At 58.4% G+C, this 14,457-nt stretch carries 15 protein-coding genes and 1 riboswitch; of the genes, 4 read left to right on the forward strand and 11 right to left on the reverse strand.

The window, feature by feature from the left end:
• Nucleotides 1–43 precede the first annotated feature (43 nt).
• The gene (locus IYV58_RS13385; RefSeq protein ID WP_142474156.1) at nt 44–787 is read left to right on the forward strand and encodes a glutamine amidotransferase; all 744 of its coding nucleotides are present in this window, start codon (nt 44–46) and stop codon (nt 785–787) included.
• A gap of 2 nt (nt 788–789) precedes the next feature.
• Here IYV58_RS13385 and IYV58_RS13390 read toward each other — a convergent pair whose 3' ends face one another.
• Entirely contained in the window at nt 790–1,338 is a 549-nt protein-coding gene (locus IYV58_RS13390) for a TetR/AcrR family transcriptional regulator (RefSeq protein ID WP_087829351.1), read from the reverse strand.
• Nucleotides 1,339–1,454: 116 nt separating this feature from the next.
• On the opposite strand from IYV58_RS13390, the gene IYV58_RS13395 reads away from it, so the two are divergent.
• Nucleotides 1,455–2,237: an SDR family NAD(P)-dependent oxidoreductase gene (locus IYV58_RS13395; protein ID WP_123829393.1), complete on the forward strand. Its 783-nt coding sequence runs from the start codon at nt 1,455–1,457 to the stop codon at nt 2,235–2,237.
• Between the two features lie 191 nt (nt 2,238–2,428).
• On the opposite strand, the gene IYV58_RS13400 is transcribed toward IYV58_RS13395, so the two are convergent.
• The 9 genes from IYV58_RS13400 to IYV58_RS13440 form a co-directional block, all read right to left on the reverse strand.
• Complete coding sequence (locus IYV58_RS13400) at nt 2,429–3,910, reverse strand: pyridoxal phosphate-dependent decarboxylase family protein (protein ID WP_162626001.1); 1,482 nt, start codon at nt 3,908–3,910, stop codon at nt 2,429–2,431.
• 9 nt (nt 3,911–3,919) lie between these two features.
• Nucleotides 3,920–5,305, reverse strand: coding sequence for a diaminobutyrate--2-oxoglutarate transaminase (locus tag IYV58_RS13405; protein WP_195729678.1), 1,386 nt, complete (start codon nt 5,303–5,305; stop codon nt 3,920–3,922).
• Nucleotides 5,306–5,612: 307 nt separating this feature from the next.
• Complete coding sequence (locus tag IYV58_RS13410; RefSeq protein WP_112165091.1) at nt 5,613–6,548, reverse strand: ABC transporter substrate-binding protein; 936 nt, start codon at nt 6,546–6,548, stop codon at nt 5,613–5,615.
• A 24-nt stretch (nt 6,549–6,572) separates the two neighbouring features.
• The gene (locus tag IYV58_RS13415) at nt 6,573–7,313 is read right to left on the reverse strand and encodes an ABC transporter permease (protein ID WP_195729679.1); all 741 of its coding nucleotides are present in this window, start codon (nt 7,311–7,313) and stop codon (nt 6,573–6,575) included.
• Nucleotides 7,310–8,038, reverse strand: coding sequence for an ABC transporter ATP-binding protein (locus tag IYV58_RS13420; protein WP_195729680.1), 729 nt, complete (start codon nt 8,036–8,038; stop codon nt 7,310–7,312). Before IYV58_RS13420 ends, IYV58_RS13415 begins: the two co-directional genes overlap by 4 nt.
• Nucleotides 8,035–8,730 (reverse strand): TenA family protein, encoded by a 696-nt coding sequence (locus IYV58_RS13425; RefSeq protein WP_049114472.1) that lies wholly within the window; start codon nt 8,728–8,730, stop codon nt 8,035–8,037. The genes IYV58_RS13420 and IYV58_RS13425 overlap by 4 nt, the downstream gene beginning before the upstream one ends.
• Before the next feature lie 69 nt (nt 8,731–8,799).
• Nucleotides 8,800–8,901, reverse strand: a riboswitch (TPP riboswitch).
• 153 nt (nt 8,902–9,054) lie between these two features.
• Nucleotides 9,055–10,227 (reverse strand): Gfo/Idh/MocA family protein, encoded by a 1,173-nt coding sequence (locus IYV58_RS13430; protein ID WP_049114471.1) that lies wholly within the window; start codon nt 10,225–10,227, stop codon nt 9,055–9,057.
• A 14-nt stretch (nt 10,228–10,241) separates the two neighbouring features.
• On the reverse strand, nt 10,242–11,165 hold the full coding sequence (locus IYV58_RS13435) for a sugar phosphate isomerase/epimerase family protein (protein WP_004120492.1): 924 nt from the start codon (nt 11,163–11,165) through the stop codon (nt 10,242–10,244).
• 184 nt (nt 11,166–11,349) lie between these two features.
• Nucleotides 11,350–12,384: a LacI family DNA-binding transcriptional regulator gene (locus IYV58_RS13440; protein ID WP_004120491.1), complete on the reverse strand. Its 1,035-nt coding sequence runs from the start codon at nt 12,382–12,384 to the stop codon at nt 11,350–11,352.
• Nucleotides 12,385–12,552: 168 nt separating this feature from the next.
• On the opposite strand from IYV58_RS13440, the gene IYV58_RS13445 reads away from it, so the two are divergent.
• The gene (locus IYV58_RS13445) at nt 12,553–13,692 is read left to right on the forward strand and encodes an alpha/beta hydrolase (RefSeq protein ID WP_195729681.1); all 1,140 of its coding nucleotides are present in this window, start codon (nt 12,553–12,555) and stop codon (nt 13,690–13,692) included.
• 38 nt (nt 13,693–13,730) lie between these two features.
• Here the strand turns inward: IYV58_RS13445 and ykgR are convergent, their stop codons facing one another.
• Entirely contained in the window at nt 13,731–13,832 is a 102-nt protein-coding gene (gene ykgR, locus IYV58_RS28520; RefSeq protein WP_004120489.1) for a small membrane protein YkgR, read from the reverse strand.
• Nucleotides 13,833–14,030: 198 nt separating this feature from the next.
• Here ykgR and IYV58_RS13450 point away from each other — a divergent pair, with 198 nt between their 5' ends.
• Nucleotides 14,031–14,456 carry an HMG-box domain-containing protein gene (locus tag IYV58_RS13450; protein WP_004120488.1) on the forward strand — a complete coding sequence of 142 codons (426 nt, stop codon included), beginning with the start codon at nt 14,031–14,033 and terminating at the stop codon, nt 14,454–14,456.
• Nucleotide 14,457: the final 1 nt, after the last annotated feature.

Below are 14,457 nucleotides of genomic sequence, written 5' to 3' on the forward strand. Positions count from 1 at the left end.
TGCGCATAGTAGCGTTCTGTGTTGCTGTGAAAAAGGCGCTCTGATGTCGTTAAGCCGAAATACGCTTCTTCTTGTCCAGACCGGGACTCCGCCGGATGAAATCGTCTCCGACCACGGCGATCTTCCCCTCTGGTTTGGCAATCTGCTGGCGCCGTGGCGCAATAAAATCAGCGTCGCGCGGGTGTATGCCGGCGAGCCGCTTCCCGCGCCGGACAATTATACCGTGGCGGTGATTACCGGATCCTGGGATATGGTCACGGAGCGCCTGCCGTGGAGCGAAATGACCGCCGCATGGATCCGCGAGGCGATGGCAATTGACATGCCGCTGTTTGGCGTCTGCTACGGGCATCAGCTGATGGCGCACGCGCTGGGCGGCGAGGTGGACTACCATCCAGCCGGACGCGAAGCGGGAAGTAAAACCATTTCACTATCCGCACACGGCCTGGCGGATCGTCTGCTGGCTGACCACCCGGCGCCGTTCAGCGCGCACCTCACGCATATGCAAACGGTCACCCGATTACCGCCAGGGGCGAAGGTGCTGGCTTCGTCGCAGCACGACCCTCACCAGATTGTTCGCTACGGCGCGCATGCCGTATCTACGCAGTTTCATCCGGAGATCACCCCGGCGATTGCCCGCTCGCTGATCGCGTTCCGTCAGGCGGCGCTGCGCAACGAGGGGGTTGACCCGGACAGGCTGAGTCGTGACGTTGCGGAGAGTCCGGTGGCCTCGGCGATTTTGACCCGCTTTGTCGCAGGCTACCTGCAGCCAGACCTCAACCCGGCTTAACGTTAGCGCTGTTTTTCCGCGAGCCAGGCCGCCGTTTCAGCCAGGATTTCGTCGGAAAACGCCGAATCCGCGGTCATCCGCGCCAGAATCAACGCGCCGACCATGGCCGACCAGCTGCCAATCGCCGCACGGCGGCGGGCTTCAGCGTCCTGATCATCCATCGCTTCACTGAGCTGCGCTATCTGCTGCTGCAGCCGCGCGCTCATTTCGTCGCGCGCGGGTTCGGACTGGCGGATGGTCTCCGCCGCCAGCGCCGCCAGCGGACAGCCGCTGGCAAAATTATCCCGATGTTCGGGGGAAAGATAACGCTCGATTTGCGCGACGAGGCCATTTTTCGCCGCGTCGTTCTCTATCTTCAGTTCCGCGAGGGTTTGGGCGATCAGGTCATCCTTCGATTTGAAGTAGCCGTAGAATCCGCCGTGGGTCAGACCGGCTGATTTCATAATATCGGTGACCGTGACCGCGTCAAAACCCCGCTCGCGAAACAAGCGTCCAGCGGCGGTCAGGATTGTCTGCTTATTCTCTTCAACCTGTTTTCTGCTCACTCTCATGGCGTCGTCCTGCTGCGAAATTATTTATGATGGCCATCATATAACATTATTTACAGCATACCCAGCCCGTGCCATTATACATGACGACCATCATGTATAAATTAAGGAGTACACCTATGAGCAGTAAATCAGCCGTGCTGGTAACCGGCGCATCGACCGGAATTGGCGCAGTCTATGCCGAACGTTTTGCCCGTCGTGGCCACGACCTGGTGCTGGTCGCGCGTAACCGCGAGCGTCTGACGGCGCTGGCCGAGCGACTGCGCGGTGAAACCGGCGTTCAGGTTGACATCCTGCAGGCCGACTTAACCCAGGATAGCGACATCACCGCCGTGGAGAAGCGGCTGCGGGAAGACGCGCGTATTGGGATTCTGGTCAACAATGCCGGCACCTCGATTCCCGGTGATTTCCTCCACCAGAGCAGTGACGATATCACTCGCCTGATTACCCTCAACGTGACCTCAGTGGCTCGCCTGGCGAACGCCATCGCGCCGCGTCTGGCCGAAGCCGGAGAGGGGGCGATTGTCAACATCGCGTCGGTCGTTGGGCTGGGTCCGGAAATGGGGTTGACCGTCTACGGCGCCACGAAAGCCTTTGTGCTGTTTCTCTCGCAGGGGCTCGATGTTGAGCTGAGCGCGAAAGGCGTATACGTCCAGGCGGTACTGCCGGCGGCGACGCGCACCGAGATTTGGCAGCACAGCGGCAAAGATGTGGATACCATCCCCGGCGTCATGGAGGTGGATAAACTGGTGGATGCCGCCCTGGTGGGGTTCGACCGCCGTGAATCGGTGACCATTCCGCCGCTGCATGATGAAACGCAGTGGCAGGCGCTCAACGCGACGCGTCAGGCCATGCTCCCCGGCTTTGCGCAATCTGAACCGGCGGCGCGTTATCTGGACTGATCGTGCGTTTGTCTCACCGTATATCGGAAAGGAGAGTCGATACACGGTGCGACAACATCCCGCCATGTCACGCCTGGCGCAGATACCAAGCACCGGGAAAAATCGTGACAATGTCACAAGTCGAGGGCGAATAACCAATAAAAAGCCGATAAGGTGAGTTATCGGCTTTCAAGGTTAATGCGAAAACAAATTTACTGCGCCAGCAGCTCCTGGGCGGTACGTTCTACCAGGCTCAGCAGCACCTTCACGTCCTCGAGCGTCACGATCGGGTTCAGCAGCGTCAGCTTCAGGCAGGTGACGCCGTTGTGCTCAGTCACGCCGACGTTAGCGCGACCGGAAGCCAGCAGCGCATCGCCAACCCGCTGGTTGAGCAGGGCGATCGCGGCATCGTCGCTGCCCGCCATCTGCTGCGGACGTGAACGGAACAGCACGCTCGCCAGCTGCGGCTGCATGACCAGTTCCAGCGTCGGCTGCGTTGCGACGTAATCCGCCACGTTCAGCGCCATCGTCACGCCGTGGTCGATGATTTCCGCGTACTGCTTCTGGCCCAGCGCTTCCAGACCCATCCATAGCTTCAGCGCGTCGAAGCGGCGGGTGGTCTGCAGCGATTTGGATACCAGGTTCGGTACGCCGTGCTCTTCATCGAACTCGGAGTTCAGATAGGCCGCCTGATAGCGCATCAGCTCATAGTGACGGGCTTCTTTTAACAGAAACGCGCCGCAGCTGATGGTCTGGAAGAACTGCTTGTGGAAATCCAGGGTGATGGAGTCCACTAACTCAATGCCGTCCAGACGGTCGCGATACTTCTCGGACATCAACAGCGCGCCGCCCCAGGCCGCGTCGACGTGCAGCCAGATCTGGTGCTCTGCCGCGACGGCCGCAATCTCGCGAAGCGGGTCGATTGCCCCGGCGTCGGTGGTGCCGGCGGTGGCGACGATCGCCATAATCTGCTCGCCGTTAGCCTGCGCCTCGGCGATTTTCGCTTTCAGATCCGCCACGTCCATCCGCGCGAATTCGTCGGTTTTCACCAGCGTCACGGAGCGGTAGCCGAGGCCCATCAGCGCCATATTCTTCTGCACCGAGAAGTGGGCGTTTTCTGAACACAGCACTTTGTACTGACGAATATCGCCCGGCAGACCATCCTGCTGGATGGAGTGACCCCGGCGGGCGAAGAAGGCATCGCGCGCCAGCATCAGACCCATCATATTGCTCTGGGTGCCGCCGCTGGTGAAAACGCCAGCATCGCCAGCGCCGTAGCCGACCTGGGCGCGCAGCCATTCAATCAGCTTGATCTCGATGATGGTCGCTGACGGGCTTTGATCCCAGGAGTCCATGCTCTGGTTGGTGGCGTTAATCAGCACTTCCGCCGCCTGGCTAATTACCAGGCTCGGGCAGTGCAGATGCGCCACGCACTGCGGGTGATGTACCGACAGGCTGTCTTTCAGGAAGTACTCGATCGCACGTTCAATCGCCGCCTGGTTGCCCAGACCCTGTTCGTTGAAATCAAGGGTGATACGCTCACGCAGTTCGTCAACGCTTTTCCCCTGATACATTTCAGGCTGTTGCAGCCACTGCGCTACCGCCTGGCTGGTCTGGGCGATCGCTTGCTGGTAGGCATCAATACTTTGCGCGGAACCAGCAAGAATCGGATTCAATTTGGACATTGCGGTCACTTACTCCACTCAGACCGGTTTTACGCCGGCGGCCAGCAGGGCCTGTTCAAATTTGTCGAAGAAAATTTCCAGCTCAGCGTTGCTGATCAGCAGGGACGGCAGCAGACGCAGCACGCAGCCGTGGCGGCCACCGCGCTCGAGGATCAGACCCGCTTCGAAGCATTTCTTCTGCAGCAGCGCGGAGAGTTCTCCGTCCGCCGGGTAGCAGCCCATGTGGTCCGGCGCTTCGTTCGGTTTAACGATCTCGATGCCGATCATCAGGCCCAGACCGCGAACGTGGCCGATAACCGGATAGCGTTTCTGCATCTCGGCCAGCTCGCCTTTCAACCATTCGCCCTGAGCGGCGGTTTTATCCGCAATCTTATTGTCTTTCAGGTGACGCAGGGTGGTCAGACCGGTGGCCATCGCCAGTTGGTTGCCGCGGAAGGTGCCAGTGTGGTGACCCGGTTCCCAGGCGTCGAACTGCTTTTTGATACCGAGAACGGCCAGCGGCAGACCGCCGCCAACGGCTTTCGACATCACGATAATGTCCGGCTCAATGCCAGCGTGTTCAAAGGCGAAGAATTTACCGGTACGGGCAAAGCCAGCCTGAACTTCATCGATGATCAGCAGAATACCGTGTTCCTGAGTCACTTTACGGATGCGCTGCAGCCACTCGACCGGAGCCGGGTTGACGCCGCCTTCACCCTGAACGGCTTCAAGAATCACCGCCGCCGGTTTACGCACGCCGCTTTCGACGTCATTGATCAGGTTTTCGAAGTAGTAGGTCAGTGCTTTCACACCGGCTTCACCGCCGATACCCAGCGGGCAGCGGTACTGATGCGGGTAAGGCATAAACTGCACTTCCGGCATCATGCCGTTAACCGCCGATTTTGGCGACAGGTTGCCGGTGACCGACAGCGCGCCGTGGGTCATGCCGTGGTAGCCGCCGGAGAAGCTGATCACGGAAGAGCGACCGGTGTATTTTTTCGCCAGCTTCAGCGCCGCTTCCACGGCGTCAGCGCCGGACGGACCGGTAAACTGCAGGCAGTATTCTTTGCCTTCGCCCGGCAGCAGGGAGAGCAGGTATTCAGAAAAGCGATCTTTTAACGGTGTCGTCAGATCGAGAGTATGTAACGGCAAGCCGCTGGTAATGACACTTTGGATGCTCTGCAGCACGTCAGGATGGTTGTGGCCGAGTGCCAGAGTACCGGCGCCGGCAAGGCAGTCCAGATACTGTTTGTTATCCGCATCGGTCAGCCAGACGCCTTCCGCTTTGGTAATCGCAAGGGGCAGCTTGCGCGGGTAGCTCCTGACATTCGATTCGAATTCAGCCTGACGGGCCAAAAAGGTATCGTTGTTTGCATCTAATAAATCTGCGCCTAAAGTATCAATACGGACTTTATCCGTCATCATATCACTCCCACAACCAGCGTTACGGTTGAGCGCTGGTTGAATAAATTGGTGTAAGAAATTGAATCGCCATGCATTAAAGCGGGCACAATATATGGCTTTTTAGATACGCATTCAACGTTTTATTGATTAAGGTATATTTACGTTATTTTTACACTGCCAAAAACCATCATAACAAATTGATTTTAAAGTAATATTTTAAAACATGAAAGACCTTTAAAATTGTAATTATTAGTGAGGAAGTTTCTCGATTTTTATTAACGTTGCGCGGATATTGCTGGCGAAAAGTTTCCGCCAGCAATGGCATGACTCAATGCAGCTCAACCGCATAATTCGTTAAAGGTGTGACTTTTTTCACCAACTTATTGTTATATAAAAACTGTTCATAAGCTTCATAGCGAGGTTTATCCAACGCCGCCGGATCGCTGGCAAACAGAGGAAGGGTTTTCAGCCATGCCTGCTTGTTCAGTTCGGTGTTGAGCTCGGGATGCGCGGCAGCAAACGCCTGCCAGGTCTCCTGCGGGTGAGCGCGCAGGTAAGCGACGCCTTTTTGCAGCGCCGTGAGGAACGCCTTAATCTTCGGCGCGTTGGCTTCATCCCGGTTGGCGACAATCACCAGCTCGTCGTAGGCTGGTACGCCGTAATCCTCAACGTTCATCACCTGCGGATCTTTCCCCTGTAGCTTCAGCTCCAGCGCTTCGATATTACGATAGCCGCCAATCACCGCGTCGACCTGACCGGCCAGCAGGGCGCTGGTCAGCTGGAAGTTCACGTTGATGAGCTTGATGCTTTTGGGGTCGATGTGCGCATGCTGCGCCATGGTGGCCAGCGTCGCCTGTTCGATACCGCTCACCGAGTAACCCACTTTTTTGCCCTGCAGATCGGCGGGAGATTTTATGCTTTTATCCAGCGCGATCACCGTGTTCAGCGGTGAATTAATCAGGGTGCCGACGCGGACCAGCGGCAGTCCTTCATCAGCAAAAAAATGCACCTGCGGCTGGTAGGTAATCGCCAGGTCCGCCTGGCGTGCAGCGACTAAGCGCGGCGGCAGCGCCGGGTCGGACGGCGGCACAATTTTGACGTCCAGCCCCGCGTCTTTAAAGGCGCCGATCTGTTCGGCCACCACGATCGGCGCGTGGTCGGGATTGATATACCAGTCCAGCACCAGGGTGAGTTTCTCGTTGGCCAGCGCCTGACCGCTGAACAGCACCCCAAGGGCCATTCCGCTATAAAGATGTTTACGCATGGTTATTCCTTCTGTTTAAAATCGTTATTCCGGCGTCCAGTCGATCAGCCGGCGTAAAAAAGCATCCACCGCCAGCCAGAGCAGGACGGTCAGCACCACCAAAATGAACAGGGCTGCGAAGCAGATATCGGTTTGCAGGCGGGCGTTGGCGTTAAGCATGACGTAGCCCAGACCTTCGGCTGAACCGACCCATTCGCCGATAATCGCCCCAATGGGGGCAACGGCGGCGGCCATCCGCAGGCCCGAACCGAGGGCCGGAAGGGCGGCCATCATGCGAACGTGGCGCAGCTGCGCGCCAAAAGAGGCCCCCATGGTGCGCGCCAGATCGAGATAGTCGCGATTAACCCGGCGTAGACCGTCAAAAAACGCCGAGGTGATGGGAAAGAAAATCACCAGCACCGCCATCATGACCTTGGCGCCCATGCCAAAACCGAACCACAGCACCAGCAGCGGGGCGAGGGCAAAGACCGGGATCGCCTGGCTGGTCAGCACCAGCGGCATCAGCCAGCGCTGAAGGCGAGGCGAGACAATCATGCACAGCGCCAGCGTCACTCCGAGGAGAGCGCCAAGCATGAGGCCGCTGAGGATCTCGCTCAATGTGATCAGCGTGTGTTGGCCGAGGTACGTGCGGTTGACCCACAAAGCCCTTGCCACCGCCGAGGGTGAAGGCAGCAGAAAAGCGGGAATGCCGCTGCGGCTCGCCAGCCACCAGAGCAGCAGCAGGCCGCAGAACACTACGGCGGCGCGAAACAGTTTTGCGCTCATCCGTTAGCCCTTATGAGCTGTTGCAGCAGCTCCGCCTGGCTGGCCAACAGCGCCGGATCGTCCGGCGCGCGCGGCGGCATACCGGAGAGGTGATGCGCATCGTCAATCCCGCCGGGAGCGGGGGAAAGGACCAGCAGACGATGGCTCAGGCGGCAGGCTTCCATCGGATCATGGGTAATCAGCACCACGGTGCGGTTCACCAGCAGTTCCGCAGCCAGGGTCTGAATGCGCGTGCGGGTAAGGGTATCGAGGGCGGAAAAGGGCTCGTCCATCAGCACAATGGGGCGGTCTTCATAGAGCGTGCGCGCCAGCGCCGCACGCTGGCGCATGCCGCCTGAGAGGGCGGCCGGGCGGTCGCCGGCGCAGTGTTCAAGGCCAACCTGCTGTAACAGCGCGGCAACCCGCCGATGGTCTACGCGCTCTCCGCGCAGACGCGCGCCAAGCGAGACGTTGTCGCGCACGCTTAACCATGGATAAAGCAGATCGTTTTGTCCCATCCACGCCAGCCGTTTATCTATTGGCTGCCCGTCGCTGGCGCGAACGTCACCGGCGGTAGCTTTTGCCAGCCCGGCGATAATACGCAACAGGCTGGTCTTTCCAGCGCCGCTGGCCCCCAGCAGCGATACCCACTGGCCGCCGGGGATATCGAACGTCAGATTGTCGAATATCCACCGCGCGCCAAAGCGCAGGCTCAGACCGCGCACCTCGATACCGGGTGCCGTCACGCCGGGCGCTCCGCGACGGCGTTGAGGCCCATCTGCCAGAAGTTTGCCTCCAGACGCGTGGCGGTAGTGAAAATAGCGCTGAGTTCAGCGAAGCGCGCCTCGCCGCCGCGCTGTCGCCAGAGGGTTTCCAGCAGGCCGATAGCGTTAGTGACGCCGTTCAGGTAACCCTCATCGCCGTAGTTGCGGATCCAGGAGGCATATGGATTGGCGGTCAGCCTGGTCGCCGGATCGTGCAGCAGGCCGAGGCCGATTTCCGCGTAGCCGGCAACGCAGGGCATCAGCGCTGCCAGCAGATCCAGGGCGTCGCCGGAGTGGCCGATGTCCAGCACGTAGCGGGTGTAGTTGACGGTTTCCGCGGCTTCCGTTTCGGCGGCCATCGTCGCTTCATCCAGCCCCCATTCCCGACAGTAGCCAACGTGCAGCGGCAGCTCGTCAATAATAGCGTTCATCGACGCGGCGGCCGCGCGCATTTCCGCCAGAGTACGCAGCTTGCTGACCAACAGCGCGTAGCTGCGGGCGAAGTGGATCAGAAACAGGTAATCCTGGGTCAGATAGCGGCGGAAGGCGGGTTCGGCCAGGGTGCCATCGGCGAGCTGGCGCAGGAAAGGGTGGGCGACGTAGTGCTGCCAGTCGGCGCCGGCCTGCTGACGCAGACGGCCATAAATACCTTGGGTAAACGCGGGAAGAATCACAGGACCTCCTGAAACAAGGGAGATCCGGGCGTGCTGAATGAAGTGTGAACAGGCAGTGGCGCAAAACTGGCGGAAATGCCAACCCGTCCCTTCGCTGGCATGACCCAGATCAGGTTCAAAGGGTTCGGCTTACGCCATCTCAGCCCTCACGGGACACCCCTCGGTTTGGCCCCTGTTATACGACATTCCTTTTTTGATTACAATGCTGTGAATTTTATGAGAAAAGGTGACGTTGTCACGTATGAATGTCGCGTGAAAGGGCTTTTGTGCATCGTGGTAGCCCGGCGGCGGCTGATGCCTTACCGGGCGCGTATTATCAAAGGATCAGTGAAACTCTACCCAGCTGGCGCCGCTGTCTGCTGAACGTACGCACTTCTCGACCCAGTGCACGCCGAGCGCCCCGGCTTTGGCATCTGGATACCAGAAGTTTTCCAGCAAAGCAGCGTCGCGGCGGTCGGTCGCATCCATGGCGATGGCAAAGCGGCGATACAGATTCGACCAGGCCTCAAACAGCCCTTCGGGATGGCCGCCGCCGATCCGGTCGTCCTGGAGGGCCAGCGGGTCAAGATAGGACATTCCGCGTTCGAGGATGCGCACCGGCTCGCCCTGAATTTCGTAGCGCAGCTGGTTCGGCTGTTCATCCCACCACTCCAGGCTGGCTTTCTCCCCGACGATGCGCACTTTCTGTCCGTGCATTGAGCCGCTGTTGACCGCCGAGCACCACATCGACCCTACGGCGCCGTTGTCGTACTCCATCAGCACATGCGCGTTATCTTCCAGCGGCGCGCGGCTTTTGACAAAGCTCTGACGGGAGCACATCAGGCGAGTGATATTAAGCTTCGGCGCCATCGTCTCCGCCAGGAACAGCGGGTGGGTGGCCAGATCGCCCAGCACGTAGCTGGGACCAACAAATTTCGGGTCCACCCGCCAGCGGGTGCTGGGGTTATCCTGCTCTACCGGCTGGTTATGGAAACCGTGGGCGAACTGCATATTGATGATGCGGATCTCGCCAAGCAGCCCCTGTTCAATCATCTGCCGCGCCTGCAGAATCAGCTGATGCCCGGCGTAGCCGTAGGTGACGCCGATGATTTTGCGCTGTTTTTCGCTCAGGGCCACCAGCGCATCGGCCTCTTCGCCGGTAAAACAGAGCGGTTTTTCGCAGACCACATGCAGTCCGGCCTCAAGCGCCGCGCGGCAAATGGCATAGTGGGTGTTATTCGGCGTGGCGATAGAAACCGCTTCAATGCCGTCTTCCCGCGCCGCTTCTTCGCGAAACAACGTTTCGTAGTCGGAGTAACAGCGACCGGCCTCGACGCCCAGCTGCTGGCCAAACTCGCGCCCGCGCTCAGCGTCAATATCAAAAGCCCCGGCCAGCAGGGTAAACGAACCGTCGCGCAGCGCCGCGGAGCGGTGAATATAGCCAATCTGGCTGCTTCCGCCGCCGCCCACCATGCCCCAGCGTAAGGAGCGGCCAACAGGTTTAATACCGTTAATCATCTGTTTTCTCCCGATTAAAACCCAACGGAGCGCAGGTAGCGCAGGCTTTCCGTGACCGCCTGCAGGCTGCCCTCGACGTTGCGCGGATCGCGCTCTTGCTCAATGGTGATCCAGCCCTGATAGCCGCGCTTATCGAGAAAGGCGCGCACCGCCGGATAGTCAATGGCGCCGCTGCCGAGCGGGCACATCACCCCCTCTGCGCAGGCGGAGAAGAAGTCGATGCCGCGGGAAATCACGCTCGCGAACACCTTCGGGTCAACATCTTTAAAGTGCAGGTAGTCAAGACGGTCAAAATGGCGATCCAGCCAGATAATGGGGTCCATGCCCGAATAGTAGAGGTGGCCAGTGTCGAGACACAACCCGGCCACCTTATGGGGAATTTGCGTCGCCAGCAGGTCGATTTCATCGGCAAACTCGATGCAGCCGCCGGCATGCGGATGGATTACCGGACGCACGCCGTACTCCTGCCACGCCAGTTTGCTGATAGTGATAATGTGGTCGATCATCCGCTGCCAGTCGGCGGGTGACAGACGGGGGGCCAGCTCGCCGCGTCCGGCATATTTCGCCCGCTGCGGATTGCCGAAATCAATAATGACCAGATAAGGCGGCTGAAAGGGGTTGCCCGGCGTCTTTTCCGCGGCCGGTACCTGCGACAGATTGCGGCAGAGGTTATGCGTCAGTTCGACAATATTCGCGAAGTTCTCTTCGCTAACCAGATCGTCAAAGATCGTTCCGGCAACCAGCGACAGCCCCTGTTTAGTCAGCGCGGCGCTGAGTTCATCGGCTCGGGTCGGCAGATAGCTCCACGGGCCCAGTTCAATGCTTTTATAACCGGCCGTCGCCGCTTCTTCCAGCACCTTGGACCATGGCGGCAGGTAAGGGTTTTTGGGATCATCGACGCCCCAGCTGCACGGCGCGTTGGCAATATGTATGGTCATGATGGCTTCCTTTTCTGATGAGGAGAAAACATGACCAGTATTGAATGAAAATTTCATATTCAACAATGATGAAACTTAAATTCTTTGATGGGATTCAAGATTTATTTTGATAGTTTAAATGATGGTTTTTTATCAAATATAGAACTGAAGCGGGGCGCGGCGACTATACCCGCGCCTGCGGCAATCAGAGGTTTTCTTTGGTGAGGAGGTCAAACGGCTGCAGAGCGTTGATAAACGTCGCCTGCGGTTGGCTGGCCGCCTGCATAAAGGCGTTAATTGTGGCCGCAGCGAAGTCGCTAAGCCGGTGCGCAAGCATAAGATCGACGGTGCCGTCGATTAACGCCAGCTCGCCGTTGTCTATCGGGCCATGGCAAATCAGGGTGACCTGGTGTTGGCGTTGGCGAGCACGCAGGGCGTCGACAATACCTTCCACGCCGCCGCAGGGCGCGTAAATGGCCTTCAGATCGGGGTACTGTTGCAGCATCTCTTCCGTCACCTGGCGCGCGACATCGGCGCGTTCGTGGTTGCGCACGGGTTCAAGCACCCGATCGCCTTTGCCCTGTTCGCGCAGGTAGGAGCGGAAACTTATCTCGCAGCTTTCCTGACAAATAAACCGATTATCGCCGACGATAATCCCAATTTTGCCGTCGCCGTGACAGAGCCTGTCCACCGCCCAGCCGGCGGTGCGGCCTGCTTTCTGGTTATCCAGCCCGATATAGCCGGTACGCTGGGGAATGCTCATATCGGAGAGCAGGGTGAAGACGTGCACCCCTTTATCAATCGCCTGAATGAGGGCATGGCGGATAAGCGGATTATCCAGCGCCACAATGCCGATCACATCCACTTCAGCGCTCAGGCGGGCGATCGCGGCGGCCATATCGTCGATGGCGTTAATATCATAATGCAGAAAAACGGGGGCCTGCGTCGGGCTATGCCACGCGAGAGCCGCCTGTTCAAGCGCCTGCGCCAGCTGTTGATAAAACGAGTGTGATGGCTGCAGCAGGATAAACCCCATTCTGAGGGCTATCGCCGGCCGGCCGGCAGCCAGCCGATAGTGGGATTGCTCAAGCGCGAAACCTAATCGCCGCGCGGACTCGAGTACTTTACGTTCGGTGCTCTCTTTGACCGCGGCCCGTTTATTGAGCACTCTGTCTACCGTCGCAATACCCACTCCGGCGTCTCTGGCTATGTCGGTCATGGTCACTTTTTTCGCTGACATCGGTCTCTTCCTTTGAGGTTATTGATAAAAATCTATCATTATTTGCGCGCGCAAAAAGCGAAGCCACTCAGGGTTTATAAAAAAATGGCCAAGCGTCTGCTTCATTGAGCTGATATTCAGACGGCGGGGACTACACTAAGTGAATCACTAACAATGGAACAGGATGCCATGACCTATTCACTCTCGAGAAAATTCCTCGCCGCCACCTCCGCGCTGCTGCTGCTTTCAATGAGCGCGGTACCGGCTAGCGCTGGCGACAGCACCGACGCTGTCTCTCCGCTCAACGCCGCGAATGGCTTAAGCGAAGCGGCAAAGCAGTACCTCCTGCATTATCCCTCCCGCAGCGGCGTTGACGGTAAAACCGCCCGCGAAGATACCGCCGCGGTATTTATTCCCTTTGGCGCGACGCCGGAAGGGGGATGGCCGGTGGTGGTCTGGGCTCACGGTACCGTGGGCGTGGCGAACCACTGCGCGCCGTCATTAAACCCGCGCAGCGATCGCGATAAGCAGTATCTGAATACCTGGCTGTCGCTGGGCTACGCGGTGGTTGCGCCGGATTACGCCGGGCTGGGCTCTGCTGGCCTGCACCATTATCTTAACGCCCGTGGCGAAGCGTGGAGCGTTCTTGATGGCGTTCGCGCCGCCCTGAAGCAGTTTCCGCTTAAGAATGAGCTTATTCTGGTAGGGCAGTCGCAGGGCGCTCACGCCGCGTTCGCCAGCGCGGGCTATCAGCCGGAATATGCGCCGGAACTGAACGTTCGCGCGACGGTACTGACCGGTACGCCTTATTTTGAGAAAGGAACCACCGCCGCCGACGTGCTTCCACCGGCAGGCGGCAAAGCGCCGACCGGTGGCGACCCGAAAATACCTTATATTTTCTATATTTATCTTTCTGCCGCCGACAGCAACCCGCAGCTTAATCCGGCTGATTATTTCCAGGATAACGCGCTGCCGCTGCTGAAAGAGGCGAGCAATTTATGCATTACGACGTTAAACGATGAGGTCATGAAGGCCGGTCTTAATGCCGCTAACTCACTTAAGCCGGGAATAGATTCCCTGTTAAACGCCAGCGTGGGCAGCATGCTTTATCCGACCCTGAAAATCGATCATCCGGTGTTTATCGGTATTGGCGGCGCGGATATCAACGTGCCGACGGCGATGCAAAAACGCTTTGCCGATGCGGTAAAAAGCGCGGGAACCCGGGCGGAGGTACATATTTACGAAGGCCTGGATCATAGCGGTACGGTTAACCCGTCTTTACGCGACTCGGTGCCGTTTCTGATTAAGACGCTGAACGATAAGCGATAGTGCCGGCAAGCCGCCCTGAGCGATAGGGCGGACTTCGATTACCAGTATTTGGGGATCAGATACCCATACATCACGACCGCGACAACAATCATGAGCGTAATAATCAGCCAGTCCGCTTTTAGTGTTTTTACTGCGTTCATAAGTTCCTCTTTTTTCAATGAATCATCGTGCAACCTTATCGCCGCCGCACGCGATAGAAGGTGATGAAGATCACACATTAAAAATTGTCATACAAATAAAGCGTGTCGATTTTTAAATATTGTTAGCAATATTTTGTCCGCTCATTCGTCTACCTCAGCACAGGCTAATATTCACGAGCATTATGAGGAAAACAGAAGATGAGAGATTTCGATATGCACGGTCAGCACCACCATCAGCGCTTTGGCCGTCACAGAATGGCAAAACCGCTTATTATCGGCGTGGCGTTAATCGCCGTACTCGGGCTGGTGGTAATGTCGCTGTGGAATGCGCTGCTGCCGGCAATTCTAGGTGTGAAGAGCATCGGTTTCTGGCAGGCGTTAGGGATTCTGGCGCTGTCGCGGATCCTGTTCGGCGGCCTCGGTTTTCGGCCGGGCATGTTTGGCATGGGGCACGCCCGGCGTCGGATGCACGAACGCTGGATGAACATGAGCCCCGAGCAGCGCGAGGAGTTTGCTCAGCGCTTCGGCCGCCGCGGGCATCACGGCCCCTGCGGCTGGCGCGACCGCCGCGGCGAGCATGGGCCGCAGCAAGAGAGTCCGGCTAAAAACGCGGATCCCGAGTGAA

This window comes from Klebsiella sp. BDA134-6 (genome assembly GCF_015601345.1).
Classification (GTDB): Bacteria; Pseudomonadota; Gammaproteobacteria; order Enterobacterales; family Enterobacteriaceae; genus Klebsiella; species Klebsiella grimontii.

Coding starts and splice junctions, on each gene's coding strand:
- IYV58_RS13385 (WP_142474156.1), top strand. CDS start 44: ATGTCGTTAAGCCGAAATACGCTTCTTCTTGTCCAGACCGGGACTCCG.
- IYV58_RS13390 (WP_087829351.1), bottom strand. CDS start 1,338: ATGAGAGTGAGCAGAAAACAGGTTGAAGAGAATAAGCAGACAATCCTG.
- IYV58_RS13395 (WP_123829393.1), top strand. CDS start 1,455: ATGAGCAGTAAATCAGCCGTGCTGGTAACCGGCGCATCGACCGGAATT.
- IYV58_RS13405 (WP_195729678.1), bottom strand. CDS start 5,305: ATGATGACGGATAAAGTCCGTATTGATACTTTAGGCGCAGATTTATTA.
- IYV58_RS13410 (WP_112165091.1), bottom strand. CDS start 6,548: ATGCGTAAACATCTTTATAGCGGAATGGCCCTTGGGGTGCTGTTCAGC.
- IYV58_RS13415 (WP_195729679.1), bottom strand. CDS start 7,313: ATGAGCGCAAAACTGTTTCGCGCCGCCGTAGTGTTCTGCGGCCTGCTG.
- IYV58_RS13430 (WP_049114471.1), bottom strand. CDS start 10,227: ATGATTAACGGTATTAAACCTGTTGGCCGCTCCTTACGCTGGGGCATG.
- IYV58_RS13435 (WP_004120492.1), bottom strand. CDS start 11,165: ATGACCATACATATTGCCAACGCGCCGTGCAGCTGGGGCGTCGATGAT.
- IYV58_RS13440 (WP_004120491.1), bottom strand. CDS start 12,384: ATGTCAGCGAAAAAAGTGACCATGACCGACATAGCCAGAGACGCCGGA.
- IYV58_RS13445 (WP_195729681.1), top strand. CDS start 12,553: ATGACCTATTCACTCTCGAGAAAATTCCTCGCCGCCACCTCCGCGCTG.
- ykgR (WP_004120489.1), bottom strand. CDS start 13,832: ATGAACGCAGTAAAAACACTAAAAGCGGACTGGCTGATTATTACGCTC.
- IYV58_RS13450 (WP_004120488.1), top strand. CDS start 14,031: ATGAGAGATTTCGATATGCACGGTCAGCACCACCATCAGCGCTTTGGC.